The 25,233-nt window shown below is 72.3% G+C and carries 24 protein-coding genes, 1 tRNA gene and 1 pseudogene; 15 read left to right on the forward strand and 11 right to left on the reverse strand.

Annotation, left to right across the window (positions count from 1 at the left end):
* Positions 1–137, reverse strand: a pseudogene (locus tag ACWC9T_RS02495) (ABC transporter ATP-binding protein); the annotation flags it as partial.
* Between the two features lie 298 nt (positions 138–435).
* Between ACWC9T_RS02495 and ACWC9T_RS02500 the strand changes: the two are divergent.
* From ACWC9T_RS02500 to ACWC9T_RS02510, 3 genes are all read left to right on the forward strand, one after another.
* A tRNA-Leu gene (locus ACWC9T_RS02500) sits at positions 436–520 on the forward strand.
* A gap of 137 nt (positions 521–657) precedes the next feature.
* Positions 658–1,524: a Bax inhibitor-1/YccA family protein gene (locus tag ACWC9T_RS02505; protein WP_449819198.1), complete on the forward strand. Its 867-nt coding sequence runs from the start codon at positions 658–660 to the stop codon at positions 1,522–1,524.
* 87 nt (positions 1,525–1,611) lie between these two features.
* The gene (locus ACWC9T_RS02510; RefSeq protein ID WP_449819199.1) at positions 1,612–1,980 is read left to right on the forward strand and encodes a hypothetical protein; all 369 of its coding nucleotides are present in this window, start codon (positions 1,612–1,614) and stop codon (positions 1,978–1,980) included.
* 90 nt (positions 1,981–2,070) lie between these two features.
* Here ACWC9T_RS02510 and ACWC9T_RS02515 read toward each other — a convergent pair whose 3' ends face one another.
* The 3 genes from ACWC9T_RS02515 to ACWC9T_RS02525 all read right to left on the reverse strand — a co-directional run bounded on the left by ACWC9T_RS02515 (position 2,071) and on the right by ACWC9T_RS02525 (position 5,673).
* Positions 2,071–3,000, reverse strand: coding sequence for a hypothetical protein (locus ACWC9T_RS02515; protein WP_449819200.1), 930 nt, complete (start codon positions 2,998–3,000; stop codon positions 2,071–2,073).
* A gap of 288 nt (positions 3,001–3,288) precedes the next feature.
* The gene (locus ACWC9T_RS02520) at positions 3,289–4,509 is read right to left on the reverse strand and encodes an acetyl-CoA C-acetyltransferase (protein WP_449819201.1); all 1,221 of its coding nucleotides are present in this window, start codon (positions 4,507–4,509) and stop codon (positions 3,289–3,291) included.
* 63 nt (positions 4,510–4,572) lie between these two features.
* Positions 4,573–5,673, reverse strand: a complete 1,101-nt coding sequence (locus ACWC9T_RS02525) for an SGNH/GDSL hydrolase family protein (protein WP_449819202.1) — start codon at positions 5,671–5,673, stop codon at positions 4,573–4,575.
* Between the two features lie 213 nt (positions 5,674–5,886).
* Here ACWC9T_RS02525 and ACWC9T_RS02530 point away from each other — a divergent pair, with 213 nt between their 5' ends.
* The 5 genes from ACWC9T_RS02530 (at position 5,887) to ACWC9T_RS02550 (ending at position 11,053) form a co-directional block, all read left to right on the forward strand.
* Complete coding sequence (locus ACWC9T_RS02530; protein WP_449819203.1) at positions 5,887–7,287, forward strand: cystathionine beta-synthase; 1,401 nt, start codon at positions 5,887–5,889, stop codon at positions 7,285–7,287.
* 490 nt (positions 7,288–7,777) lie between these two features.
* Complete coding sequence (locus tag ACWC9T_RS02535) at positions 7,778–8,113, forward strand: hypothetical protein (protein WP_449819204.1); 336 nt, start codon at positions 7,778–7,780, stop codon at positions 8,111–8,113.
* A 274-nt stretch (positions 8,114–8,387) separates the two neighbouring features.
* Positions 8,388–9,581: a L,D-transpeptidase gene (locus tag ACWC9T_RS02540; protein ID WP_449819343.1), complete on the forward strand. Its 1,194-nt coding sequence runs from the start codon at positions 8,388–8,390 to the stop codon at positions 9,579–9,581.
* Between the two features lie 114 nt (positions 9,582–9,695).
* Complete coding sequence (locus ACWC9T_RS02545) at positions 9,696–10,247, forward strand: SigE family RNA polymerase sigma factor (protein ID WP_449819205.1); 552 nt, start codon at positions 9,696–9,698, stop codon at positions 10,245–10,247.
* Positions 10,244–11,053 carry a hypothetical protein gene (locus ACWC9T_RS02550; protein WP_449819206.1) on the forward strand — a complete coding sequence of 270 codons (810 nt, stop codon included), beginning with the start codon at positions 10,244–10,246 and terminating at the stop codon, positions 11,051–11,053. Before ACWC9T_RS02545 ends, ACWC9T_RS02550 begins: the two co-directional genes overlap by 4 nt.
* Positions 11,054–11,472: 419 nt before the next feature.
* On the opposite strand, the gene ACWC9T_RS02555 is transcribed toward ACWC9T_RS02550, so the two are convergent.
* The 3 genes from ACWC9T_RS02555 to msrA all read right to left on the reverse strand — a co-directional run bounded on the left by ACWC9T_RS02555 (position 11,473) and on the right by msrA (position 13,409).
* Positions 11,473–12,078, reverse strand: a complete 606-nt coding sequence (locus ACWC9T_RS02555) for a hypothetical protein (protein ID WP_449819207.1) — start codon at positions 12,076–12,078, stop codon at positions 11,473–11,475.
* 190 nt (positions 12,079–12,268) lie between these two features.
* Positions 12,269–12,727, reverse strand: coding sequence for a DUF4304 domain-containing protein (locus ACWC9T_RS02560; protein WP_449819208.1), 459 nt, complete (start codon positions 12,725–12,727; stop codon positions 12,269–12,271).
* Entirely contained in the window at positions 12,720–13,409 is a 690-nt protein-coding gene (gene msrA, locus ACWC9T_RS02565; RefSeq protein ID WP_449819209.1) for a peptide-methionine (S)-S-oxide reductase MsrA, read from the reverse strand. The genes ACWC9T_RS02560 and msrA overlap by 8 nt, the downstream gene beginning before the upstream one ends.
* 103 nt (positions 13,410–13,512) lie before the next feature.
* On the opposite strand from msrA, the gene ACWC9T_RS02570 reads away from it, so the two are divergent.
* Complete coding sequence (locus tag ACWC9T_RS02570) at positions 13,513–14,667, forward strand: cystathionine gamma-synthase (protein WP_449819210.1); 1,155 nt, start codon at positions 13,513–13,515, stop codon at positions 14,665–14,667.
* 9 nt (positions 14,668–14,676) lie between these two features.
* Here the strand turns inward: ACWC9T_RS02570 and ACWC9T_RS02575 are convergent, their stop codons facing one another.
* Positions 14,677–15,159, reverse strand: a complete 483-nt coding sequence (locus tag ACWC9T_RS02575) for a MarR family winged helix-turn-helix transcriptional regulator (protein WP_449819211.1) — start codon at positions 15,157–15,159, stop codon at positions 14,677–14,679.
* 121 nt (positions 15,160–15,280) lie between these two features.
* On the opposite strand from ACWC9T_RS02575, the gene ilvA reads away from it, so the two are divergent.
* The gene (gene ilvA, locus ACWC9T_RS02580) at positions 15,281–16,492 is read left to right on the forward strand and encodes a threonine ammonia-lyase (protein WP_449819212.1); all 1,212 of its coding nucleotides are present in this window, start codon (positions 15,281–15,283) and stop codon (positions 16,490–16,492) included.
* 110 nt (positions 16,493–16,602) lie between these two features.
* Here the strand turns inward: ilvA and greA are convergent, their stop codons facing one another.
* Positions 16,603–17,103: a transcription elongation factor GreA gene (greA, locus tag ACWC9T_RS02585; protein WP_355670987.1), complete on the reverse strand. Its 501-nt coding sequence runs from the start codon at positions 17,101–17,103 to the stop codon at positions 16,603–16,605.
* A gap of 275 nt (positions 17,104–17,378) precedes the next feature.
* On the reverse strand, positions 17,379–17,792 hold the full coding sequence (locus tag ACWC9T_RS02590; protein ID WP_449819213.1) for a DUF4307 domain-containing protein: 414 nt from the start codon (positions 17,790–17,792) through the stop codon (positions 17,379–17,381).
* Positions 17,793–18,031: 239 nt separating this feature from the next.
* Here ACWC9T_RS02590 and mca point away from each other — a divergent pair, with 239 nt between their 5' ends.
* From mca to ACWC9T_RS02610, 4 genes are all read left to right on the forward strand, one after another.
* Complete coding sequence (gene mca, locus ACWC9T_RS02595) at positions 18,032–18,937, forward strand: mycothiol conjugate amidase Mca (protein ID WP_449819214.1); 906 nt, start codon at positions 18,032–18,034, stop codon at positions 18,935–18,937.
* A 50-nt stretch (positions 18,938–18,987) separates the two neighbouring features.
* Complete coding sequence (locus ACWC9T_RS02600; RefSeq protein ID WP_350515052.1) at positions 18,988–19,179, forward strand: hypothetical protein; 192 nt, start codon at positions 18,988–18,990, stop codon at positions 19,177–19,179.
* 107 nt (positions 19,180–19,286) lie between these two features.
* A complete protein-coding gene (locus ACWC9T_RS02605) occupies positions 19,287–20,597 on the forward strand; it encodes a sensor histidine kinase (protein ID WP_449819216.1) in 1,311 nt (436 codons plus the stop codon).
* A gap of 450 nt (positions 20,598–21,047) precedes the next feature.
* Positions 21,048–21,764, forward strand: coding sequence for an ArsR/SmtB family transcription factor (locus tag ACWC9T_RS02610; protein ID WP_449819217.1), 717 nt, complete (start codon positions 21,048–21,050; stop codon positions 21,762–21,764).
* 29 nt (positions 21,765–21,793) lie between these two features.
* On the opposite strand, the gene ACWC9T_RS02615 is transcribed toward ACWC9T_RS02610, so the two are convergent.
* The gene (locus ACWC9T_RS02615) at positions 21,794–22,450 is read right to left on the reverse strand and encodes a response regulator (RefSeq protein ID WP_449819218.1); all 657 of its coding nucleotides are present in this window, start codon (positions 22,448–22,450) and stop codon (positions 21,794–21,796) included.
* A gap of 207 nt (positions 22,451–22,657) precedes the next feature.
* On the opposite strand from ACWC9T_RS02615, the gene lanKC reads away from it, so the two are divergent.
* Positions 22,658–25,228 carry a class III lanthionine synthetase LanKC gene (gene lanKC / locus ACWC9T_RS02620; RefSeq protein WP_449819219.1) on the forward strand — a complete coding sequence of 857 codons (2,571 nt, stop codon included), beginning with the start codon at positions 22,658–22,660 and terminating at the stop codon, positions 25,226–25,228.
* Positions 25,229–25,233: the final 5 nt, after the last annotated feature.

Consider the following 25,233-nt stretch of genomic DNA (forward strand, 5'->3'; position numbering starts at 1 on the left):
GTGAACTCGCCCTGGGGGAACGCGATGCTGACGTCGTCGAGGGCGACCACGCGGGTCTCGCCCTCCCCGTAGACCTTGTTCAGGCCGGTGGCGCGGGCGGCCGCGGTGCGGATGGCGGTTGCGGTCGACGTGGTCACGGGGTGCTCCTTGCTGGGCCGACTGACGGGTACCTCCATGCTCCGCGACGTGATCATGGTTTGGCGTCGCTCCGCCGAACGGTTGGGCCTACCACCGCTGGACGTACGGGAGGGGGTGGACTCTCCTCCTGCGGTATGAGGGCAACCCTGAGGGAGGCCCGATGGCCGGATTCGCTGCGCTTCGTGGCCGAAATCCCGAACAGTTCGTCAGATAGCAAGGAAACATGACAACTTCCCGGGCTGGGAACATGCGAAAGAGTGAGCCGGGCGACTAGGCTCAGGGGTGCTTTCGCGGGACGCCCGGATGGTGGAACGCAGACACGGGCAGCTTAAAACTGCTTGGCCGCGAGGCCGTGCCGGTTCGAGTCCGGCTCCGGGCACCACTCGACCCGCGGGGGCGCCGCCGGCGTCCCCGCCGGGAGTCGTTCACCAGATCCTCCTCGCGGCGTATCCCGAATTTTTTGCCAAGCCATTACCCTGGTGCGCGGGCGGTGCAGTGCCGCCACGGAGGGAATGTGCAATGAGAAGCAGCAACCCGGTCTTCTCGCGGGAGGGGTCCTTCACCCGCGAGCCCGGCTACGCGGGATTCGGTACCACCGCGCAGGCCGGGGGTCCGTACGGCAACCCCTACGCGGGCACCCCCTACGCCCAGCCGCAGGGGCAGGGCCCGCTGACGGACGAACAGCTGTACCAGATGTACAACGGGCCGTCGGCCGGCCCGGCGGCCACCGGGCGGATGACGCTCGACGACGTGGTCGCCCGCACGGCCATGACGCTGCTCACCCTGGTCGCCGCCGGCGCGGTGGCCTGGTTCACGCTGCCGTTCGAGAACTTCGGCTTCGCGATCGGCGCCAGCCTGGTGGCCATGGTGGTCGGCCTGGTGGTCTCGTTCAAGCAAAGCGTCAGCCCGCCGCTGATCCTGCTGTACGCGGCCCTGGAGGGCTTCGCGCTCGGCGCCGTCACCCACGCCCTCAACACCATGCTGAACGGCATCGCGATCCAGGCGGTGCTGGGCACGGCGGCGGTCTTCGGGGCGATGCTGTTCGCCTACAAGAGCGGCCGGATCCGGGTCACCCCGCGCTACACCCGGATCGGCATCGCGGTCGCGATGGGCTTCGTGCTGCTGATGCTGATCAACGTGATCGCGATGGCCTTCGGCGCCGACATGGGCCTGCGCTCCGGCCCGCTGGGCGTGGTGGTAGGCCTGGTCGGCATCGGCCTCGGCGCCTTCTTCCTGTCGCTGGACTTCGCGGAGATCGAGACGGCCATCGCGCAGGGCGCCCCGCAGCGCGAGTCCTGGCGGGCCGCCTTCGGGCTGACCCTGTCGCTGGTCTGGATCTACGTCGAGATGCTGCGGTTGATCGCGATCCTGCGCGGCGACGACTGACGCACCCCCTGCCGGCACCCACTGCCGCCGGGCCCCGGAGCGAAGCGCGAAGCGCTCCAGGGCCCGGCGGCGTTTAGGCTCCTCTCCATGCATGACGTACAGCCCCTGGTCGAAGCCGTGGACTCCCTGGCGGATCGTTTCCGCTCGCTGCCGCAGAGCAAGCTGCTGGGCGCCGTCCCCGGGCACGCCTCGCGGGCGGCGGCCGTGCTGGCGCTGGCCCGGCGGCTGGCCGCGCTTGCGCTGGCGGCCGAGGGCGGGCCGGACCGGGAGTTCCCGGACGCCGGGGCCTTCGCGGTGGGGGACCAGCTGGCCGTCGCCGGGCACGACCTGGCGGCCGCGCTCGCGGCGCTGCCCGAGGGGGCCGTGGTGGCGCTGCCGGACGGGCCGGTGGCGGTGGGCGAGGCGCTGGCCGGGGCGGTGGCCGCGGTGCGCGAGACGGCCGAGCTCTGCGCCTGAGACGTCCCGGAGCCGGACATGCCGAAGGCCGGCCGGGTCGGTACCCCTTGACCCGGCCGACCTTCGCCCCGCTGCTTGGGTGAGTCGGCGTCAGATGCTGGCGACCACCCGGTCGGCGAGCACGTAGACGGCCTCCTCGTCGGTGGAGAAGGTCAGCGAGTACGAACCGGAGAAGCGCGAGCCGCCGAGCAACCGGACGTGCGCACCGGCGCGGACCGCGTCGATCAGCCGGTAGGCGGCCTCCCGGTCGCCCGGGGCCACGCACAGCGTGGTGCCGTCGGCGAAGGCGTACACGTCCAGGGTGCCCAGCGGGCCGGGGCGGACGTCGACCAGGGCGACGGCCTCCTCGGCGAGGGTGGCCAGCCGGGTGTCGGTCCACTCGCGGGACGGCGTCTGGCGCGGCACGAAGTCGGGGTGCGAGGGGTGGCGGCGCGGGTCGGGCACGGCGACCGGGGCGTCCTCCACGGTCGGTTCGGCGTCCAGCAGCCCGGACTCCAGGCCGGTGGCCAGCAGGTCGGCCTCGCGGCGGGCCCGGGCGTCCTTGACGGTCTCGCCGGCCGGGTGGCCGGGGTGCAGCGACGCGCCGCCCTCGGTGCCGGACTCGGCCGGGCCGGTGCCGCCCTCGTTGATCAGGTCCTCCAGCGCGGAGCGCAGCGCCTCGCCGAACTCCGGGTCCATCGTCCCGGCGTTGTCGGCGGCGTCCTGCGGGCCGGTGGGGCGGGGGAAGAACAGCGGCCACTCGTCGGTGCCGGTGAACACCCCGGTGAAGGGGGAGTCGAACAGTGGTGCGTCCTCGGCCGCGCGGGCCTCCTGCTCGGCCCAGAACGCCCGGGCCTCGGTGATTTCCCGCTCGCGGTCGGCGGCGAGCGCCTCGGCGACGGCCCGGCGTATCGCGGCCTCGTCGACGGGCGTGGGCGCGGCCTGCGCGTCCAGTCGGCGGGAGAGTCCCCGGAGGTGGAGCAGCACGGCGGTCGACACGGCGATCAGGGTCAGCAGCAGGACGGTGTAGACGGCGCTCACGGAACGTACTCCTAGCGAGGAGCGGAACGGGGTTACGTGTCCACACTGCCGCATTCGGGGGTGTTACCGCAGTGGCGAATGTCTAATTCGTCCAGGACTTTCCCCCTTGTCCCCAAATTGTTAGGTAACACCGGTCTACGCAGTGGAGTTGATCCGCTCCGCAGTGTCGATTTCCGGACCGGAAACGAACAGGAGGAGGGCCGGATCGACCTCGCGGTGTGATCCGGCCCTCAATTACGCTACGTCACTCCAAAGGTGCTTCAGACTCTTCGGAGCGGTTCGGCGGGGTCAGCTGAGGCGCTCGATGACCATGGCCATGCCCTGGCCGCCGCCGACGCACATGGTCTCCAGGCCGAACTGCTTGTCATGCCACTGCAGGGAGTTGATCAGCGTGGTGGTGATCCGGGCGCCGGTCATGCCGAAGGGGTGGCCGACCGCGATGGCGCCGCCGTTGACGTTCAGCTTGTCGATGTCGATGCCGAGGTCGCGGTAGGAGGGGATCACCTGGGCCGCGAAGGCCTCGTTGATCTCGACCAGGTCGATGTCGTCGATGGTCAGGCCGGCCCGCTTGAGCGCCTGCTTGGAGGCCTCGACCGGGCCGTAGCCCATGATCTCGGGGGAGAGTCCGCTGACGCCGGTGGAGACCACCCGGGCGAGCGGGGTGATGCCGAGCTCGCGGGCCTTGGTGTCGGACATGATGACCAGCGCGGCGGCGCCGTCGTTCAGCGGGCAGCAGTTACCGGCGGTCACGGTGCCGTCGGGGCGGAACACCGGCTTCAGGCCGGACACGCCCTCCAGGGTGACGCCGGCGCGCGGGCCGTCGTCGGTGCTCACCACGGTGCCGTCCGGGAGCGTGACCGGGGTGATCTCGCGCTCCCAGAAGCCCGCCTTGATCGCCGCCTCGGCGAGGTTCTGCGAACGCACGCCGAACTCGTCCTGGTCGGCGCGGGTGATGCCCTTGAGCGCGGCCAGGTTCTCGGCGGTCTGGCCCATCGCGATGTAGGCGTCCGGCAGCAGGCCGTCCTCGCGCGGGTCGTGCCACTCGCCGCCGCCCTCCTCGGCGCGCTTCTTGGTGCGGGCCTGGGCCTCGTCGAAGATCGGGTTCATGGTGCCCGGCAGGCCGTCCGAGGTGCCCTTGATGCTGCGCGAGACGGTCTCGACACCGGCCGAGACGAAGACGTCGCCCTCGCCGGCCTTGATCGCGTGCAGCGCCATCCGCGTGGTCTGCAGCGAGGAGGAGCAGTAGCGGGTGATGGTGGCGCCGGGCAGGTAGTCCATGCCCATCTGCACGGCCACGATGCGGGCCAGGTTGTGGCCCTGCTCGCCGCCGGGCAGGCCGCAGCCGAGCATCAGGTCGTCGATCTCGCGCGGGTCGAGCTGCGGGACCTTGGCCAGGGCGGCCTGGATGATGTGGGCGGTCAGGTCGTCCGGGCGGACATCCTTGAGCGAACCCTTGAACGCCCGGCCGATCGGCGAACGGGCGGCGCTGACGATGACGGCTTCGGGCATGACGGGCTCCTCGCTGAGTGACGACGGACCGGCGGTCCGGGAGGTAAGCTACCGCTTGGTAGTTCAGGCGTCACCGGCCTCAGCGTGTGAGCTGGCCGACGTGTTCCCGGGAGGCGCACCGGGGCTCGTGCCTGGCCCTTTCCCGTTCTCCGAGCCCGGCAGGCCGATCCGCAGCCGATGCCTCAACAGGGCCCAGCGCCGACCCGCCCCCTCCGCCTCCACGGCCGCCACCTCGGTGCCCGCGCGTCCGGCCGCGGCCGCGGCGGCCACCGCGACCGGCAGCACGGTCTCGCCCGACAGCACTGTCCCGCCGGGGAGGGGGGCGGTCGGGCGCTCCTCCTCCGGCCACAGGCCGAGCGCCGCGCAGACCGAGGGCAGGACGGTCATCGCGGCGGTGGCGTAGCCCTGGGCGGAGGGGTGGTAGCGGTCGGCGGCGAACATCTCCGGCCGGGCGGCGAACTCCGGGCCCAGCAGCGAGCCCAGCGAGACGGTGCGGCCGCCCGCCTCCACCACCGCGATGGTCTGCGCGGCGGCCAGCTGGCGGCTAAGCCGCCGGGCCACCCAGCGCAGCGGCGGGCGGACCGGCTTGATCGTCCCGAGGTCCGGGCAGGTGCCCACCACCACCTCGCAGCCGTTGGCGCGCAGGGCGGCGACGGCCTCGCCGAGCTGGCGGACGGCGACCTGGGCCGGGCTGTGCCGGGTCACGTCGTTGGCGCCGATCATGATCACGGCGACGTCGGGGTGGTGCGGCAGGGCCTGTTCCAGCTGGCCGGAGAGGTCGGCGGAGCGGCCGCCGGAGCGGGCCACGTTGACCAGCCGCACCGGGCGCTCGGCCACCGAGGCCAGGCCCGCGGCCAGGAGTGCGCCCGGGGTCTCGCGGGCGCGGGCCACGCCGAGGCCGGCGCCGGTGGAGTCGCCGAGGACGGCCAGCACCAGCGGCCGCTGCTGGGCGGAGGTGCCGTCGGCGAAGGCCTCGCCGTAGACGCCGTCGGCCTTGGGCGGGTGGGTCTCCAGGATGCCGATGGCCTGGATGGCGAGTTTGCTCTCGGTCAGCAGCAGGCCGACCAGGCCCACGCCGAGCAGGCCGAGCCCGCCGCCACCGTACGCCGCCGCGGTGGCGATCCGGCGGGCCACCCGGGCCCGCGAGTCCGCTGTGCCTGGCATCCGTGCCCCCTTCGCGTCCTCGTGCCGCCCCGGCGGGGACACGGCTGTGCCTGCACAGCGGTCTTACCCGGATGGGCGGCGGGAGTACCGGAGGTGGCGGTGGGGGTGGGCCATTGGGGGAGGTGTGCAAGAGGGGAACCCCGGGTCGCCGCCCACGCCCTAGGCTTTGCAGTACCGAATGCACTCGCATGCCCAAAGACCGGGAGGACCCCCGTGCGGTACCACAACTCGATCATCGACCTGGTCGGCAACACGCCGCTGGTCAAGCTGAACAAGGTCACCGAGGGCATCAGCGCGACAGTGCTGGCGAAGGTCGAGTACTTCAACCCCGGCGGCTCGGTGAAGGACCGCATCGCGATGCGCATGATCGAGGCCGCCGAAGCCTCGGGCGCACTCAAGCCGGGCGGCACCATCGTGGAGCCGACCTCGGGCAACACCGGTGTCGGTCTGGCGATCGTGGCCCAGCAGAAGGGCTACAAGTGCATCTTCGTCTGTCCCGACAAGGTGTCCACCGACAAGATCAACACCCTGCGCGCGTACGGCGCCGAGGTGGTCGTCTGTCCGACCGCCGTCGCGCCGGAGCACCCGGACTCGTACTACAACGTGTCCGACCGCCTGGTCCGTGAGACCCCGAACGCCTGGAAGCCGGACCAGTACTCCAACCCGGAGAACCCGGCCTCGCACTACCACTCCACCGGCCCGGAGCTGTGGGAGCAGACCGAGGGGAAGATCACCCACTTCGTGGCGGGCGTCGGCACCGGCGGCACCATCTCCGGCACCGGCAACTACCTGAAGGAGGTCTCCGGCGGCAAGGTCAAGGTGATCGGCGCCGACCCGGAGGGCTCGGTCTACTCGGGCGGCACCGGCCGTCCGTACCTGGTTGAGGGCGTCGGTGAGGACTTCTGGCCGACCGCCTACGACCGCAACGTCGCGGACGAGATCGTCGCCGTCTCCGACAAGGACTCGTTCCAGATGACCCGCCGTCTGGCCAAGGAGGAGGGCCTGCTGGTCGGCGGCTCCTGCGGCATGGCCGTGGTGGCCGCGCTGGAGGTGGCCCGCAAGCTCGGGCCGGACGACGTCGTGGTGGTGCTGCTGCCGGACGGCGGCCGCGGCTACCTGTCGAAGATCTTCAACGACGACTGGATGGCCGACTACGGCTTCCTGCCCTCGTCCACCGACGAGGCCCACATCGGTGAGGTGCTGGCCCGCAAGGAGGCCATCGAGCAGGGCGGCATCCCGCAGTTCGTCCACATGCACCCCAACGAGACGGTCGCCGAGGCGGTCCGGGTGCTGCGTGAGTACGGCGTCTCCCAGATGCCGGTGGTCTCCCCGGGCGCCGGGCACCCGGACATCATGGCCGGCGAGGTGATCGGCTCGGTGGTGGAGAAGCTGCTGCTGGAGGGCATCTTCGCCAAGGACGTCGAGCTGACCGACACGCTGGACAAGGTGATGTCCAAGCCGCTGCCGGTGGTCGGCTCCGGGGAGACCGTCACCAACCTGATGACCGTGCTGGAGAAGGCCGACGCGGCGGTCGTGCTGGTGGAGGGCAAGCCGCAGGGCATCGTCACCCGCCAGGACCTGCTGGGCTTCCTGACCACCCGCGCCGCCCACTGACGATCGGTCACCACGCTTCGCCCGTGGACGGATCCGGTGGGTTCGTCCACGGGCGAAGTGGTACACCGACGTCACCTGCCCGCAGCACGTGGTTAACAACGCTCCGGCATCGTGGTGGTCAACGGCAAGACGCCGAGCGAGACGGCAGCGGCCACCGGGAGCGGCTCCCCGGCGGGCGTGGTCGGCTCCGGACACGTCGGAACGGTCCTGACCCGGTCCGCCGTGTCCGCCCTCCCCGACCGGAATCGGAGGGAGGGGCCCTCCGCGGGAGGCGCCGTCGTCCCGCCCCTGTCCGGCTCCGGCCGGTCGACAGGGTGCGGCGGCTCCCGCGGCGCACACCGCGCCGTACGGCGCGTCTCCGCGGCTCCCGGGTGGGGGAGTCGATGCGGAGAGACGGTGGGGCCGGTCCTTCTCCGAGGGGCCGGCCCTTCCCGTGCGCCCCGGCCCATCCGGTGCGCCGGGCGGCCCGCCGTCCCGTACGCTCGCACGCATGACCAGCACTGAAACGACCGAGGACGCCCCGCGCTACGTCAAGCTCAAGATCGAGCTGATCGCGGAGATCACCGACGAGGGCGCGCTCAAGGCCGCCGCCCTGAAGCAGGTCGCCGAGGACGAGTACCTCGACGACGAGGAGCGGGCCCAGTCCGTCGAGGCCATCGAGGTGGACCCGTCGGGTTCGCTCGCCCACTTCATCGACCCCGTCGCGCTGCTCGGCGAGGTCCCGGGCGTCGAGCTCGCCTCGGCCACCTGGGAGTCGGCGCAGACCGAGTTCGACCCCGAGAACGAGGAGTGGGACGAGTACACCGTGGACGCGTCGGCCGAGTAGCGGCCGCCCGTACCGTCACCGCTCGTGAACGCCCGGTCCGCTTCGGCGGGCTGGGCGTTTTGTCCATGTTCGTCGGGAAGTTGGGTCATCTCATACGATCGCTTACCCTTCGGTGATGGAACCGTGAGCGGACGGATTGCGTTTCTGTATCCGTAAATGCCCGGGATGATCAGCAGGGAGACGCGACGTGACGGCACGGGACGGTCAGGGGCGGGTGGCCGGAAGCAACTGGAGCCGACGCGGAGTGCTCGCGGGCTTGATCGGTGCGCCCGTCATGCTGCTTGCGGCCTGCAACGACAACAGCGGTGGCAGCAGTGGCGGCAGCGGCGGCTCCGGCGGTGGCGGCGCCAGCGGCACCCCCGGCTCGGGCGGGGGCAGCAGCGCCCCGAAGACCTCGACCGCCGTCATCACCGTCAGCCCGGCGGACGGCGCCACCGGCGCCAGCTTCAGCGAGCCGGTCAAGGTGACCGTCAGCAACGGCACCCTGGGCACCGTCAAGGTCACCGACTCCACCGGCAAGGAGCTGGCCGGCCAGCTCTCCTCCGACAACACCGCCTGGACCTCGGCCGCGGCCCCGGCCAGCGGCACCAAGTACTCCGTCACCGCCACCGCCGTCGACAAGGACAAGCTGGAGGCGGATGCCAACGCCACCTTCACCACGGCGACCCCGGCCAACACCTTCGTGGGCTACTTCACCCCCGAGGACGGCTCCACGGTCGGCGTCGGCATGCCGGTCTCGATCAACTTCAGCAAGCCGATCACCGACCGCAAGGCCGTCCAGCAGGCGATCACCGTGATAGCCGAGCCGGGCGTCGAGATCGTCGGGCACTGGTTCTCCAGCACCCGGCTCGACTTCCGGCCGCAGGACTACTGGGCCAAGGGCACCAAGGTCACCCTCAAGCTGCGACTCAAGGACGTCGAGGGCGCGAAGGGCGTGTACGGCACCCAGTCCAAGGACGTCAGCTTCACCATCGGCCGCGCCCAGACCAGCGTCGCCGACCTCGCCACCAAGAAGCTCACCGTCACCACGGACGGCCAGGTCAGCGCCGTCTACAAGATCTCCGGTGGCTCCCCCGAGCACACCACCTGGGGCGGCAAGATGGTCATCTCCGAGCAGTTCACCCAGACCCGGATGAACTCGCAGACCGTCAACCTGGGCAGCGAGTACGACATCGCCGACGTGCCGCACGCCCAACGCCTCACCACCTCGGGCACCTTCGTCCACGGCAACTACTGGTCCTCGCCGTCGATCTTCGGCGGCCAGAACACCAGCCACGGCTGCGTCGGCCTGCAGGACGCCAAGGGTGCGCAGGACGGCAGCACGGACGGCTACAAGTTCTACAAGTCCTCGATGGTCGGCGACGTGGTCGAGGTCGTGAACTCCGGCGACAAGACCGTCGCCCCGGACAACGGCCTGAACGGCTGGAACCTGAGCTGGGCCGACTGGAAGGCCGGCAGCGCCGTCTGACCGGCACCGGCGCCGGCACCGGCCCCGGCACCCGTCACTAGCAACGGCGCCGGCATCTGAAAATTCTCCTCGCGCGGACCGAACCTCGCGGTCCGCCCGAGGAGTCAGGTGGGTGTGAAACGCGAGCAGAGACAGCGACAGGACGCCGAGTTCAGCGCGTTCGTCGCCGGGAGCGGCCGGCAGCTGCTGAGACTGGCCGAGCTGTTGACCGGCGACCCGGAGCGGGCCAAGGACATCGTGCAGTCCGCGCTGGAACGCGCTTACCTGCACTGGCACCGGATCACCGCCGACGACCCCACCGCGTACGTCCGCCGGATCGTGGTCAACCAACACCGCGACTGGTGGCGCCGGCTGCGCAACCGCGAGCTGCCCACCGACCACACCCCCGACCGGCCGCTCACCGAGGACCTCGCCGAACATCAGGCCCAACGGGCGCTGGTGCAACAGGCGTTGGGCACGCTCACCCGCAGGGAGCGGACGGTCGTCGTGCTGCGGTACTACGGGGACCTCGCCGAAGCCGCCATCGCGGCCGAACTGGGCATCGCCACCGGCACGGTGAAGAGCACGCTGAACCGGGCGCTGTCGAAGCTGCGCGCACTCCCCGAACTCGCCGACCGCACCGGCGGAGCGGCGGGTCCCATGACGGACATCGAGGTGACGGTATGAGCTTCGAGGACAGACTCGGAGAACTGCTCAAGGACGAGGACCCGCCGGCGGCCGGGCCGGACCCGGCGACGGTCATCGCCGGCGCCCGGCGCCGACGGGCCCGGCGCAGGATGGGGGCCGCGGCGGCCGCGCTCGCGGTGGCCCTGGTCTACGGGGTGACGGCGGTGACGGCGGGCAGCGCCCGGCACGTCGGGGGCGTCGCGGCCGCGGCCGCGGCGGGGGCGGGGGCGGGGGCGGCGATGACTCCCTCGGCAGGGGCGACCGCCCTGGCGCCGGAGGCGACTCCGACCCTGACCCCGACGGCGACCGCGCTGCCGCTCTCGCCGGTGCGGCAGGTCGTCCCCGGGGAGAAGATCCCGATCACCGACGACCTCCGGATCTGGTTCACCGCGAACGAGCGCTGCGACGAATCCCGCGAGCCCGACGGCAGCTGGCACACCTCCTTCGGTTGCCGGGACGTGCGCAGCGACAACCTGGAGCACGACAAGCCCAGCGTCTACGCCCAGACGAGCGGCAACCGGGACCGCACCGTCGTGGCCAGCTTCTACCTGGGTCCGACCCCGTCCAGGATCGTGGCGTTCCTCAACGGCAAACCGACCGTCGCCACCCTGGTCACCACCACCGGGATGAAGGGGTGGACCGGCTACTACGTGATCCTGCCGCCGCTGCCGACCTTCGACGCGGCCGCGCACCGGCGGCCGACCAGCCCCGCGATCGGGGTGTACGACGCCGACGGCAAGCTGCTGGCGGAGAACCCCGGCACCACCGCCGACGGTTCCGACGAGAAGGCTCCGGCCCGGCTGTGACCCGGTCCGATCACCGCCTGCGATCGGCTTCACGTGCTTGGACCGCTGCCGCCCGGGCCGGAACACGGCCCTGCCGACCGGGCCGCCGTCCAGGTTGACCAGGCGAAGCTCCCCCATGCCCTCTTCGAAGGGGCGGACTTCCTCGGGAGCGTCGAAATTCGACGGCCGTGGTGCCCGGCGCTGACGGTGCGGTCATGTGGGCTGGACGGGGTGGCCAGCGCGCGAGCGGTCACCGTGCCGGGCTTGCGGAGTCGATCGAATCGACGCAGAGCCGGCCCGTCCGCGAAGGACGGGCCGGCTCCTGTCCGTGCTTCGTGTCTCAGCTCTCGGTCTTCGCGACCCCGATCGGGCAGGAGGCCCCCGTGTCTGCGAGGGTCCTGTGTCAGGTGACCGTTTGTGCGAGCATGCCTGGCCATCGGTCAGGTGTCAGGAGGGCCGACGTCCAAGTTCCGCGAAGCCTCCTTACGAACGGAGAGGAACCGGGCCAGCCGCCAGAGCCCGTAGATGACCGCGACCGCGAAGGCAACGAAGCCAAGTGCTGACCCGATCCGGTAGCCCCAGCCGTGCGTACTGTCGGCCAGGATCTCTTTCGGTACTCCGCTCACGCTGATGATCGCAAGGTAGAAGGCGACACGCACGAGCGACGCTTGCCAGGATCTCAATGGGATTAGGAGGGCGGCCACCCGGATCCGCGCCCAGAGCCCCGGCCGCGCGGTTCTGGGGCGAGGCTCGGACAACGTGGTCTGCAGGGCGTGGAACTCACCGTCGAGAGAGTCGGCAGCCCGTCGGCGAGCGTCATCGATCTGCGCATGGGGCTGAACGGCCTGATAGGCCGAGAACCACATGGAGAGGAAGGCAACATACGCCTGAGCGGCGTCCACTGCGTGTCGGCGACCGACATCGTCCCGCCGCCGCTGACGCCAGTCCTGGAACGAGGCCCCCAAAGCCCCCACAACCGCGGTGATGGCCGCCGCTAGTAGCGGGACGGCGAGGTTAGAGAAGAGTCCTCCTGCGTCCTGAGCCATCTGCGGCGCCTCCACCTTGCCCAGCCGCTGCGTATCCCGATCGCCACGGTCGCAGGATCCTGGTTGGTGCGCGCGCTGTGATCGGCCATCGGCAGGATGCGCCGGGGCGGGCCCTCCGATGGGCAGGTCGGCCCTTCGAGCGCTCACAAATTGGAGGGCGCAGGGTGGGTCTACGTGCCGTCACCGGACGTCACGCCTGGCCTATTCGGCGGTGGATCTCGGGCATGGCGTAGTCCGAGACCGAGGCGATGACGCCGTTGGCGACCCAGACGACCCGATCCGCTGGTTGCCCGGCCGAGATGTGCCACCAGGTGTCCTGGCGGGCGGCCAACAGATGGCCGATCCGCTGCGGCGCGAGCTGCGGACCGTAGTGGGTGGACGGGTTCGGTCGGGCGGGCAGCCCGGGGCGCTCCGCTTGGTGGGCGGCCCAGGCTGACCGGTCGATCACCGAGACGTTGATCGTGAACTTCAGGGAGCTCGCCGCGTTGGAGCGGGACGACTGAAATCCCAGCTGCACCCAGGCGTGCGGGTCGGGGAGCTCGAAGCGCTGGCCGGAGCCCTTCCAGCCGAGGTCTCGAAGCCGCGGGGCGACGTCGCGCATCATCGCCCGGTACAGCTCCGGTGCCGTCGGCGCCGGGCCGTCAGTCATCGGTCTTGGCGATGCCGATCGGGCAGGACCCGCCCGAAGGGTCACCTAGCTCAGCCCCCGTGCCGCCGAGACCGCAGTAGCCGTTGGGGTTCTTGGCCTCCGACAGGTACTGCTGGTGGTACGGCTCGGCCGGGTAGAACGGGCCGGCCGGGGCGATCTCGGTGGTGATCGGGCCGTAACCGAGCGCGGTCAGCGCGGGCTGGAAGGCGTCCCGCGTGGCGGTCGCGGCGGCGGCCTGGGCGGGGGAGTGGGTGTAGAGCGCGGAGCGGTACTGGGTGCCCACGTCGTTGCCCTGGCGGTTGCCCTGGGTCGGGTCGTGCGCCTCCCAGAAGGCCTTCAGCAGCCGCTCGTACGAGATCAGCGCGGGGTCGAACACCACCCGGACCGCCTCGGTGTGCCCGGTCAGGCCGCTGCACACCTCCTCGTACGTCGGGTTCGGGGTGTAGCCGCCCTGGTAGCCGACCAGCGTGGTCCAGACGCCGGGCAGCCGCCAGAACGTGCGCTCGGCGCCCCAGAAGCAGCCCAGCCCGAAGTCGGCCACCTCCAGCCCCTCCGGGTACGGCCCGGTGAGCGGGTGACCGAGCACGGTGTGCGGCTCGGCCAGGGTGAAGGCCGGGGCCTGGCGGCCTGGCAGCGCCTGGTCGGCGGGGACGAGCGAGGTCTTGTGGCGGTTGAACAGCACGGCCTGCTCCAGCGGGGTGGGGACGGTTGCCCAGCGTTCAACGCACGGGGCGGTCCGCGGATTCCGGCGAGCGCGCCGGCGTACGGCCACTAGGCTCGGAGCCATGACCGAGCACCAGCTTCCCCAGGGCTTCGAGACCCTCGCCATCCACGCGGGTCAGGAAGCCGACCCCCAGACCGGGGCCGTCGTCACGCCGATCTACCAGGTGTCCACCTACAAGCAGGACGGGGTGGGCGGCCTGCGGGGCGGCTACGAGTACAGCCGCAGCGCCAACCCGACCCGCACCGCGCTGGAGGAGTGCCTCGCCGCGCTGGAGGGCGGTGCCCGCGGCCTCGCCTTCGCCTCCGGCCTGGCCGCCGAGGACACCCTGCTGCGCACCATCCTCAAGCCGGGCGACCACATCGTGATCCCCAACGACGCCTACGGCGGCACCTTCCGGCTGTTCGCCAAGGTGCTGACCCGCTGGGGCGTCGAGTTCTCCGTCGCCAACACCCAGGACCTGGACGAGGTCCGGGCCGCGCTGCGCCCCGACACCCGCGCGGTGTGGGTGGAGACCCCGTCCAACCCGCTGCTGGGCATCACCGACCTGGCCGCGCTGGCCGAGGTCGCGCACGGCGCCGGGGCGCTGCTGGTGGTCGACAACACCTTCGCCAGCCCGTACCTGCAGCAGCCGATCGCGCTCGGCGCGGACGCGGTCGTGCACTCCACCACCAAGTACATGGGCGGCCACTCGGACGTGGTCGGCGGTGCCCTGGTGCTGGCCGAGGCGGGCCTGGGCGAGGAGGTCGCGTACCACCAGAACGCGATGGGCGCCGTCTCCGGCCCGTTCGACGCCTGGCTGGTGCTGCGCGGCATCAAGACGCTGGGTGTCCGGATGGACCGGCACAGCTCCAACGCGGAGAAGGTCGCCGAGCTGCTGGCGAGCCACCCCAAGGTGAGCCAGGTGCTGTACCCGGGCCTGCCCGAGCACCCCGGCCACGACATCGCCGCCAAGCAGATGAAGGCCTTCGGCGGCATGGTCTCGTTCCGGGTCGCCGGCGGCGAGGAGGCGGCCGTCGAGGTCTGCAACCGCGCGCAGCTGTTCACCCTGGGCGAGTCGCTGGGCGGGGTGGAGTCGCTGATCGAGCACCCGGGCCGGATGACCCACGCCTCGGCGGCCGGTTCGCCGCTGGAGGTGCCGGCCGACCTGGTGCGCGTCTCGGTCGGCATCGAGTCGATCGACGACCTGCTGGCCGACCTCAAGCAGGCGCTGGGCTAGGCAGGTCGGTCACTGCCCCTGCTGGTCCGCCGTGTACGACTCCATCGCGTGGTTGAACCGGGCCAGCAGGGCGCAGAACGCCCGCTGCTCCTCGGGCGGCCAGTCGGCCGTCAGGCGGCGGGTCAACTCGGCCCGTCCGTCCCGGACTTCGGCGAGCCTGCCGGCGCCGCCCGGGGTCAGCGCGAGCCGCACCGCGCGACGGTCGGCCGGGTCCTGGACCCGGCCGACCAGCCCGGCCGCGACCAGCGGGGCGACCTGGCGGGTCACCGTGGAGGAGTCGACGCCGAGCGCCTCGGCCAGCGCCTTGACGTTCGCGGGCCCGTGCCGCTCCAGGCGGTCGAGCAGCAGGTAGGCGGCCCGGTCCAGCACCCCGATGCCGCCGCCGGAGGTCCGGACCTGTTCCATCCGGCGGGCGAACACCGCCAGCTGGTACTGGAGTTGGGTGTGCACGGGCTCGGTTCGGTCGGTGGCCTGGGGCGAGGTCGTCGTCATCGCGGCTCACGATCGTCGTGCGGTGAGGGAGGCTCAGAAGCAGCAGCGTACGCGGGCGGGGCGGGCCCGGGAACCGCCCCGACGTCCCCGATTGACGGTGTCGGCGCCCTAGGCTGACGTCATGCACAACTGGCCGATCACCCTCGACGACGTCCGCGGGGCCCAGAAGATGCTCGCCGGGGTCGCCCGGGTGACCCCGATGGAGGGCAGCCGGCACCTGTCCGGGCTGATCGGTGCACCGGTCCACCTGAAGTGCGAGAACCTGCAGCGCACCGGCTCCTTCAAGTTGCGCGGAGCGTACGTGCGGATCGCGGGGCTCTCGCCGGTGCAGCGGGCCGGCGGGGTGGTGGCGGCGAGCGCCGGGAACCACGCCCAGGGGGTGGCGCTGGCGGCCTCGCTGCTGGGGGTGCACTCCACCGTCTTCATGCCGGTCGCGGCGCCGCTGCCGAAGGTCGCGGCCACCCGTGAGTACGGTGCCGAGGTGCGACTGCACGGCACCACTGTGGACGAGGCGCTGGAGGCCGCGCAGCGGTACTCGGAGGCGACCGGCGCGGTGTTCATCCACCCCTTCGACCACTGGGACATCGTCACCGGCCAGGCGACCGTCGGGCTGGAGATCCTGGAGCAGTGCCCCGAGGTGCGCACCATCCTGGTCGGGGTGGGCGGCGGCGGGCTGCTGGCCGGGATCGCGGCGGCGGTCAAGCCGCTGCGGTCAGACGTACGGGTGATCGGGGTGCAGGCGGCGGCCGCGGCCGCGTACCCGCCCTCGCTGGCGGTCGGGCGGCCGGTGTCGCTGGAGCAGTTCAGCACCATGGCCGACGGGATCATGGTCGGGCGCCCCGGCGACATCCCGTTCGAGGTGATCAACACGCTGGCGGACGGCATCCGCACGGTCTCCGAGGACGCGCTGTCGCGGGCCCTGCTGCTCGGCCTGGAGCGGCTGAAGCTGGTGGTCGAGCCGGCCGGGGCGGCCCCGATCGCGGCGCTGCTGGAGCGGCCGGACTCCTTCGAGGGCCCGGTCGTGGCGGTGCTGTCCGGCGGCAACATCGACCCGCAGCTGATGCAGCGGGTGCTGCGGCACGGGCTGGCGGCGGCCGGGCGCTACCTGTCGCTGCGGGTGCGCCTGGCGGACAAGCCGGGCTCGCTGGCGGACCTGCTGGGCGTGCTGACCAGGGTGGACGCCAATGTGCTGGACGTCGCGCACGTCCGGATCGACCCCCGGCTGGGGCTGACCGAGGTCGAGGTGGACCTGCACCTGGAGACCAAGGGGCCGGAGCACTGCGCGCTGGTGGTCGGCGAGCTGCGGGACGCGGGGTACGTGGTCTCGGGCTGAGGCCGTCCGGCCGGCGTGGCGCTCCACCGGCCTTCGGGTGCGGAACGCTTGAGGGCGGTCGCCGGGTCCCAGGACTCGGCGACCGCCCTCGGCGGCGTTCGGGAGCCGGATCAGCCGGCGTGCGGAACGACCTTGACGATCTTCACCATGGCCGGCTTGCCGTTCGGCAGCTCGTAGGTGGCCTCGTCGCCGATCTTCTTGCCGTCGATCGCGCGGCCCAGCGGCGACTGCGGCGAGTAGACGTCCAGGTCGTCGGCGCCCGCGACCTCGCGGGAGGCGAGCAGGAACTCCATCAGGTCGTCCTCGTCGCCGTCGAAGGCGACCGTGACGATCATGCCCGGGGCCACCACACCCGAGTCGGCCGGGGCCTCGCCGACCTTGGCGCGCTCCAGCAGCTGGGTCAGCTGGCGGATGCGGAGCTCGGTCTTGCCCTGCTCCTCCTTCGCCGCGTGGTAGCCGGCGTTCTCCTTGAGGTCGCCCTCCTCGCGCGCCGCCTCGATCTTCTGGGCGATCTCGATGCGCCAGGTTCCGGTCAGATGATCCAGCTCGGCCTTGAGCTGGTCGTAGCCGGCCTGAGTGAGCCAGGTCACGTTCTCGCTGGTCTGGGTCACGGGTGCTCCTCGTAGGTGCTGGGGCTGTACTGAGGGTGTGAGTCGTCAGCAGGGTCGTCGGTGATATCGGTCTTAACTACAAAGCAACGCCCGCTCCCGTACCATCCGGTGCGGAAGGGGCGAAACCACGAGCCTAACAAGTCCTGCCGACAAGCGGGAGAGGCGTTGTCGCGTGATTGACGACGGCGTTACGCCGCGGTGTACAGGGACCGGGTGCGGGACCTCTTACGGATGCCCGTTCTCCTGAACGAATATGCCTCCCCGCGCCGTTCCCCCTACTTCGCCGGGGTGCAGCCCAGCAGCTCGGCGGTGGTGCCGCGGGCGGTGGTGCGCAGGGTGACGGTGGCCTCGTAGCTTGACCCGGCCGCCGGGACGGGGAAGTCGGCCACCCCGACCACCGCGTGGTCGTCGCCCTGCGAACGGACCGTGCAGGTGCCCGCCGTGCCGTCGCTCTTGCGGACGGTCAGCTGCAGCTGGACCTCGGAGTCGGACACCACCTGGAAGGTCGGCACCGAACCGTTGATCTTCGACTCGCGCAGCAGGTAGGAGCCGCCCAGCCAGGCGATCAGGCCCAGGCCGAGCACGCCGCAGACCGCGCCGACCACCTTCAGGCGGCGGTCCGACTCGCTGTTCCCGCTCCGGCCGTAGCGCCCCTCGGGCAGCTGGGCGGTGGTGGTCTGTGCAGTCATCGGACTTCGTCCTTTCCCGGGGAGGGGCCGCGCGGGCGGTGCGGGGGAATGCGACGCTCCTCCAGTCCGTCACTATAGGAGGGGCACGCCCGCGGCCGGTCCGGCGGGGGCGGGGCCGGTCGTGCCGGCCACCGGCCGGAGGCCGGCCTTGCGGCGACGCGGTCCCGAAGTGAGCGGTTCGTACGGTGGGCAGACCGGACTTCGCGGAACGCCCGATGATGTGGAAGGAACGCAAGGCGTTGACTGAGCAGTTGCGACTGATGGCGGTGCACGCCCACCCGGACGACGAGTCCAGCAAGGGCGCGGCCACCATGGCCATGTACGTCGAGCAGGGCGTGGACGTGCTCGTGGCCACCTGCACGGGGGGCGAGCGCGGGTCGGTTCTCAACCCCAAGCTCCAGGGGGACCCGTACATCGAGGAGAACATCCACGAGGTCCGGCGCAAGGAGATGGACGAGGCGCGGGCGATCCTCGGCGTCAGGCAGGCCTGGCTGGGGTTCGTCGACTCCGGCCTGCCGGAGGGGGACCCGCTGCCCCCGCTGCCCGAGGGCTGCTTCGCCCTGCAGGACGTGAAGGAGGCGGCCGAGCCGCTGGTCCGGCTGATCCGAGAGTTCAAGCCGCAGGTCATCACGACCTACGACGAGAACGGCGGCTACCCGCACCCGGACCACATCATGACCCACAAGATCACCATGGTGGCCTTCGACGCGGCGGGTGATCCGGACGCCTACCCCGAGGCCGGCGAGCCCTGGCAGCCGCTGAAGCTGTACTACAACCACGGCTTCCCGATGGGCCGGATCCGGGCGCTGCACCAGTACCTCACCGAGCACGACCTCGACTCCCCGTACGGCGAGTGGATCGCCGGCTGGGAGAAGAGCGGCCGCAAGGAGCGCGAGATCACCACCCGGGTGCGCTGCGACGACTGGTTCGAGACCCGCGACCGCGCGCTGATCGCCCACGCCACCCAGATCGACCCGGACGGGCCGTGGTTCCGCGTCCCGCTGGAGGTCCAGCGCGAGGTCTGGCCCACCGAGGACTACGAGCTCAGCCGTACCCTGATCGATGTGGACCTGCCGGAGGACGACCTGTTCGCCGGCCTGCGCACCCCCATCCTGGCGGCCGAGGTCGCCGACGCGCGCGACTGACCCACCCCCCCGACGGCCCGGCTCGACGTGAGTCGGGCCACCATAGAGATATGAGTGCCCCCGTGAACCTCATCCACCTCGCCGCTGACCTCGCCGTCGACGACGCCAAGGTCACCCCCGGTCTCCTCGGCTTCGTCGTCTTCGCCGCGCTCGGCGTGGCGACGTGGTTCCTGGCCAAGTCGATGAACCGGCAGTTCAAGAAGGTCGACTTCGCCGAGGAGCCGGAGGCACCCAAGGAGTGACCCGCTCCGGCCCGGCCGTCGTCCGCGAACGCGGACGACGGCCGGGCCGGAGCCGCTTTCCACGAAGCCGGTCCGGCGCGCTGCCGGGCTTCGTAGGATCTCGAACCATGACGTGGTCGTGGCACACCGTGGTGCGCAGGGCGGGGTACGGAGCGGCCGCGGCGGGTGTGCTGGCTGGCGCGGTGTCCGGGCTGGGGGACCCTGGGCCGATGATCGTCGGCTCCGCGGTGGTGGCGGTGGTCGCCGGGCTGTTTCCGGTGCTCTGCGCCCCGGGGCGGATCGGCGCGGTGGGCCCGGCAGTGCTGGCCGCCTGTGCTGTGTCGCTGCTGGTGACCGCCTGCTACCGCGGGCCGGTGTCCGACCGTACCGAGTCCTGGTGGCTGATGGAGACGGTCGCGCTGCTGGGCGTGGTCGTCCCCGCGGTGCGGCGGCCCCCGGCGCTGCGCGCCTTCGGCTACGGCGCACTGCTGGTCGTGGCGATCGCGCTGGTCCCGCTTCGGATCGGGATCTGGGCCGAACCGCCGGCCCCGCCCGGCGCGACCACCAAACTCTGTCTGACCTCGGCCCTGCTGTCCTGCGCGGTGGTCGGGGTCGGCTGCTACCTGCGGTCGCTGGACACCCGGGCGCGGGCGGCCGTGGCGGCCGAGCGGCGGGCGCAGCGCCTGGACCTGGCCCGTGACCTGCACGACTTCGCCGCGCACGACGTCACCGGGGTGGTGGTGCTGGCCCAGGCCGCGCAGGTGCTGGCCCAGGAGGACCCCCGGCGGGTGGTCGAGCTGCTGGCGGGGATCGAGGCGGCGGGCCGGCAGGCGCTGGTCACCATGGACCGGACCGTGCAGCTGTTCGCGGCCGACGACGCCGAGTCGGGGCCGCGGCTGAAGTTCGGAGCGTCCCGCGCGGGGGAGCGGGCGGCGCCGGGTGGGCGGCACAGCCTGAAGCGCGACCTGAGCGAACTGCCCGCGCTGGCGGACCGGTTCACCCGCAGCGGCTCGGCGCGGGTGCGGCTGGAGGCCCCGGCGGCGGAGGAACTGGCGGAGGTGCCGGCGGCGATCAGCGGCCTCGGCTACCGGCTGGTGGTGGAGGCGTTGACCAATGTCCGTCGGCATGCGCCCTCGGCCGAGGAGGTGGAGATCGCGGTCGGCCCGGCCCGCCACGGAGGGCGGCGTGCGCTGCGGATCGCGGTCACCGACGACGGGGGGTCGGGTGACGGCGTGTCGGGCGGTGGAGCGTCGGATGACGGAGCGCCGGGTGGCGGGCTGGGCGGGACCGAGCGGGAGGGCGGCGGTCTCGGTCTCGTGGGCCTGCGGGAGCGGGTGGAGGCGGCCGGGGGTGAGCTGACGGCAGGGCCGGGGCCGGAGGGCGGCTGGCGGGTCGCGGCGGTGCTGCCGACGGAGGGCGTGGCGGGGCTCGGGGACTGACCGCCACCCCTCGGCCTCGCCCGGTCCGGTCGGTCGGCCGGTCGGTCGAATGGGCCGATCGGCCGATGGCGGCGGGCTTCGGACCGGGCGAGGATGGCGGCACGGCGACCAGGGGTGCCGGGTTTCCCCGGGGCCGTGACGACCGACGAATCCTGATCGGGGGATCAGTCTGTGATTCGCATTGCCATGTCTGCCGACGATCTAGCTCGTGTACGAATTATTGGAACTGTTGACCAGGAGATGGAGGCGCTGCTGGCCCTGGAGGCCTGGCGGACCGGCGGGGAATTCTTCCGACCGTGGCAACGGGCCGTCCGTGGGCGATTGGCGCGGCAGCCGGTGCTGGCCGAGCGGCTGCGGCGCCTTTCGGGACCCAACGGCGGTTTTCGGGAGGTTCTGCGGGTGTGGGCGAATGGCCGGATCGTGTCGCCCGGCCGCGGCGGGAGGCCGGTGGTGCCGCGGGCCGACATCGCCGCCGCGGTGCGCGAGTTCCACCAGGTAGCCTTGCGGCCCTGTTGGGCGGACATCCGGGCCCGGCTGGAGGCCGAGCGGGATCTCCGTCGCCAGATCGCCGGCAGTGGCGGGGTGGACGCCCTGCTCGGCACGCTGCACCCGCAGATCCGGTGGAACGCCCCGGTGTTGGAGGTCCCGGCCGAACAGGACGCCGAACTCGCCCTGGACGGGCGCGGGCTGCGGCTGGCCCCGTCGCTCTTCCTGCAGGGGGCCGGGGTGCTGCTGCGGCCGCGTCGGGACGAACCGGACGAGGCCCCGACCCTGCTGTTCGCGATGCGCCCCGACCGGATCGGCGCTCCGGTGCTGGCCGCCGTGCGTGAGGCGATGGCGCCCGCGGGCCGGGGCGGGGAGGAGCCGCTGGCCGCGCTGGTCGGCCGGACCAGGGCAGCGGTTCTGCATGAGGCGCTGGAGGCCTGTACCACCAGCGAGTTGGCCGGCCGACTCGGGGTGACCGCCTCGGCGGTCAGTCAGCACACCGCCGTGCTGCGGGCGGCCGGGCTGATCGACACCCGGCGCAGCGGCAACGGCGTGCTGCACACCGTCACTCCGCTGGGGCGGCTGCTGCTGCGCGGCGAGACCCGGTTCGACGGGGCGGTCCGATGTCCCGGCGGTGCGGCCCGGCGGCGGGTCGAAGGCCGTCTGCGGGCGCTGCGGTGAGGCTCCGGGACGGCCGGGGGTGTGTCCGCTCAGCCGCGCTCGATCAGGCCGGACTCCCAGGCCCAGGTGGCGATGCCCACCCGGTTGCGGGCCTTCAACTTGCGCTGGAGATTCGTCAGATGGGTCTTGACGGTGCTCAGTGAGATGAACAGCTCGGCTCCGATGTCGGCGTTGGTCAGCCCCTCGGCGACCAGGACGGCGATCTCCTCCTCGCGGGCCGTCAGCGGTTCGACCGGGGAGCGGTCGACCCGGCGCGGGCCCTTGAAGTGCTGCAGCAGGCGGGTGGTGATCTGCGGGCTGATCAGCGAGTCCCCTACCGCGGCCGAACGGATCGCCTCGGCCAGCAGCGCGGGCCCGGAGTGCTTGAGCAGGAAACCGCAGGCACCGTTGCCCAGCGCGGTGTGCACGTACTCGTCGAGGTCGAAGGTGGTCACCACGACGACCTTCACCTCGGGGGCGATGCCGCCCAGTCGGCGGGTGACCTCCAGCCCGTCCAGTTCCGGCATCCGGATGTCGACCAGCAGGACGTCCGGTCGCAGGGTGCGGACCGTCTCCAGCGCGGCGAGGCCGTCCGCGGCCTCGGCCACCACCTCGATGTCGGGCTGGGCGGCCAGGATGTGCCGGAACCCCTGGCGGACGCTCGCCTGGTCGTCCGCGATCACGACGCGGGTTTTCATGGAGGTCATGATCGCACGGGTTTTCGGCGGCCCCCGAAGCGAAGGCCGGGATTTCGCCGCGTATGTGCCGGATTCAGTTCCTGCTTAACACCGTTGTCACGCGGCGGGGCGGCTGGGAAAGATGGTTCCGGTCGGAACAGGAAGGCCAAGGTGTCGAAAGTTCCGGCGAAAACCAGAATTTGGTTCAGTGGAACTCGAAAGGGGGCGGACGGCGGCGTGGACGCTAAATACGAGTCGTATGCGATAGCCGACCCGGTGTGGTACGACGCCCTGGACCGGTGTGACGACCGGGACTCCCGGTTCGCTCCCGGCGGGGGTGTGCTGCCCGAGGGCTGGCGCAGCCGCACCCAGGGGGTGTGGGAGGTGCTGGCACCGCCCGGCGGGCAGGCGATGCCGGAGCAGGGGTGGAAGGTCCACGTCAGCGCCACGCCCGACTCCGCCGAGGAGACGATCGAGACCGCTTGGCGGATCTGCCGCCGACTGGGGCTGCCGTGGAAGTACCTGCGCAGCCGACTGGTGGTCGCCGTGGTGAACGCCAAGTACGCCGACCGGTCCGCCAGCGGCAAGGCCGTCACCGTCTACCCGCGCACCGCCGGGGAGTTGGAGACCGTCCTCGCCGAGCTGGACGGGGCGCTGGGCGGCCGCCCCGGCCCGTACGTGCTGTCCGACCTCCGCTGGAACGAGGGCCCGGTGTCGGTCCGCTACGGAGGCTTCGCCCTGATGTGGTGCGAACTGCCGGACGGCACCCGGGTGCCGGCGGTGAGGGACCCGGACGGACGGCTGGTCCCGGACGCGCGGCGCCCGCGTTTCACCGTGCCGGAGTGGGCCGGGACCCCGGGCTTCCTGACCGGGCGGATCGCCGCGGCCGCCGCCGGTGCGGGGGCCTCGCTCGGCGGATACCGGGTGGTCAGGGCACTGCACTTCTCCAACGCCGGCGGGGTGTACCTCGCCGAGGACGGGGACGGTCGACAGGTCGTCATCAAGGAGGCCCGCCCGCACGCGGGACTGGACGCCTCCGAGACCGACGCGGTGACCCGGCTGCTGGTCGAGCGGGACGTCCTGGAACGGGTCGGCCACCTGCCGTTCGTACCGACGCTGTTCGAGCACTTCACCTCCTGGGAGCACCACTACCTGGCGATGGAGTACATCCCCGGCGAGTCCTTCAGCGCCTGGCTGGGCCGGGAGTACCCGCTCACCCGGCACCGCCCGGACGCGCGGACCCGGGCCGACTTCGCCGGGCTCGCGGCGGCGCGGCTCGCCCAGGTCGAGGAGTGCGTCGCGGCGCTGCACCGGGAGGGCGTGGCCTTCGGCGACCTCCACCACCGCAACATCATGATCCGGCCGGACGGCACCGTCGCACTGATCGACTTCGAGCTCGCGACGCCGCTGGACACCCCGCGCCGGGCCACGCTCGGCGCCCCGGGCTTCGTCGACGGCGCCATCACCGACGCCCGCGAGGCAGACCTGTTCGCGCTCGGCTGCTGCCAACTCGCCGCCCTGGTCTCGCTGACCGCGCTCACCCGACGCAACCCGGCGGTGGTCACCCGGCTGCTGGACCTCGCCCGGGAGTCCTTCCCGACGCTGCCGGCCGGCTTCGTCCAGCGGATGACCGGGCGGCTGGCACTGTCCCCGTCGCTGCGGCCGCACCTCACGGCCGGGTCCGAGCCGGTCGGGGAGCCGCCGACGTCCACCGTCGCCGCCCTGCTGCGCGGCATCGAGCGGGCGGCCACGCCCGAGCGGGAGGACCGCCTCCACCCCGGCGACGTGGCCGGACTGCGCCCCGGCGGCGCGCTCGGGCTGGCGTACGGCTCCTCCGGCGTGCTGCTCGCCCGACACCTGGCCGGCGCCGCGACGGACGACGCGCACCTCGCCTGGCTCGCCGCCGCCGTACGGCGCGCCCCGGCCGACACCCCCGCCGGACTGTACGACGGGCTGGCCGGAGCCGGCTGGCTGTTCCACCGGCTCGGGCACCCGGACGCCCCGCGGGTGGTGGACCGGCTGCTGGCCGGCCCGCTGCCCGAATCGCCCGGGCTGTACAGCGGCCTGACCGGCGTCGCCCACCTGCTGCTGGAGGCTGGCGCCACCGACGAGGCGCTCGGCCTGGCCGCCAAGGCCGCCGGGCGGATCGGCGAGGCCGGACTGCTGGACCGGCCCGGGCTGCTGCGCGGCTGGTCCGGGCCGGCGGTGCTGTTCGCCCGCTGCGCCCGCCTCACCGGCGACGCGGCCTGGGCCGAGGCCGCCGAGCGCGCCGTCCGCTGCGACCTGCGGCACGGACGGCTGGTCGACGACATGCTGCAGATGCACAGCTCGGGTCGGCTGCTGCCGTACCTGGCGGAGGGCTCGGCCGGGGTGGCGCTCGCCGTCCTGGCACTGCCCGCCGCGCAGGCCGAGGCGCTGGGCGCCGACCGGGTGCTGGAGGCCGCGGCCCGGGCCGGTGCGGTCCGGGTGGTCGTCCAGGGCGGGCTGTTCAACGGCCGGGCCGGGCTCGCCTACGTCCTCTCCCGGATCGCCGACCGGCTGCCGCACTGGCGGGCCGAAGTGCGGGAGCAACTCCGGCTGCTGGAGCTGCACCTGGCACCCCACCGGGACGGCCGGGTGCTGCACGGGGACCAGCTGATCCGGCTCTCGACCGACCTGGCCACCGGCTCCGCCGGCGCCCTGCTGGCGCTGGAAGCCGCCAAGAGCCCCGGGCGGTGCCTGCTGCCCGGCGGCCACCCCTCCAGCGGGTGGACGCCGGAGCGGGCCGAGCCCGGTACCGGACCCCGACGTGACGGTGGGGGGAGGTGACTCGA

It is taken from the genome of Kitasatospora sp. NPDC001159 (assembly GCF_053598235.1).

Coding starts and splice junctions, on each gene's coding strand:
- ACWC9T_RS02505 (WP_449819198.1), top strand. CDS start 658: ATGAGAAGCAGCAACCCGGTCTTCTCGCGGGAGGGGTCCTTCACCCGC.
- ACWC9T_RS02510 (WP_449819199.1), top strand. CDS start 1,612: ATGCATGACGTACAGCCCCTGGTCGAAGCCGTGGACTCCCTGGCGGAT.
- ACWC9T_RS02520 (WP_449819201.1), bottom strand. CDS start 4,509: ATGCCCGAAGCCGTCATCGTCAGCGCCGCCCGTTCGCCGATCGGCCGG.
- ACWC9T_RS02525 (WP_449819202.1), bottom strand. CDS start 5,673: ATGCCAGGCACAGCGGACTCGCGGGCCCGGGTGGCCCGCCGGATCGCC.
- ACWC9T_RS02535 (WP_449819204.1), top strand. CDS start 7,778: ATGACCAGCACTGAAACGACCGAGGACGCCCCGCGCTACGTCAAGCTC.
- ACWC9T_RS02540 (WP_449819343.1), top strand. CDS start 8,388: ATGCTGCTTGCGGCCTGCAACGACAACAGCGGTGGCAGCAGTGGCGGC.
- ACWC9T_RS02550 (WP_449819206.1), top strand. CDS start 10,244: ATGAGCTTCGAGGACAGACTCGGAGAACTGCTCAAGGACGAGGACCCG.
- ACWC9T_RS02555 (WP_449819207.1), bottom strand. CDS start 12,078: ATGGCTCAGGACGCAGGAGGACTCTTCTCTAACCTCGCCGTCCCGCTA.
- ACWC9T_RS02560 (WP_449819208.1), bottom strand. CDS start 12,727: ATGACTGACGGCCCGGCGCCGACGGCACCGGAGCTGTACCGGGCGATG.
- ACWC9T_RS02570 (WP_449819210.1), top strand. CDS start 13,513: ATGACCGAGCACCAGCTTCCCCAGGGCTTCGAGACCCTCGCCATCCAC.
- ACWC9T_RS02575 (WP_449819211.1), bottom strand. CDS start 15,159: ATGACGACGACCTCGCCCCAGGCCACCGACCGAACCGAGCCCGTGCAC.
- ilvA (WP_449819212.1), top strand. CDS start 15,281: ATGCACAACTGGCCGATCACCCTCGACGACGTCCGCGGGGCCCAGAAG.
- ACWC9T_RS02590 (WP_449819213.1), bottom strand. CDS start 17,792: ATGACTGCACAGACCACCACCGCCCAGCTGCCCGAGGGGCGCTACGGC.
- ACWC9T_RS02600 (WP_350515052.1), top strand. CDS start 18,988: ATGAGTGCCCCCGTGAACCTCATCCACCTCGCCGCTGACCTCGCCGTC.
- ACWC9T_RS02605 (WP_449819216.1), top strand. CDS start 19,287: ATGACGTGGTCGTGGCACACCGTGGTGCGCAGGGCGGGGTACGGAGCG.
- ACWC9T_RS02615 (WP_449819218.1), bottom strand. CDS start 22,450: ATGACCTCCATGAAAACCCGCGTCGTGATCGCGGACGACCAGGCGAGC.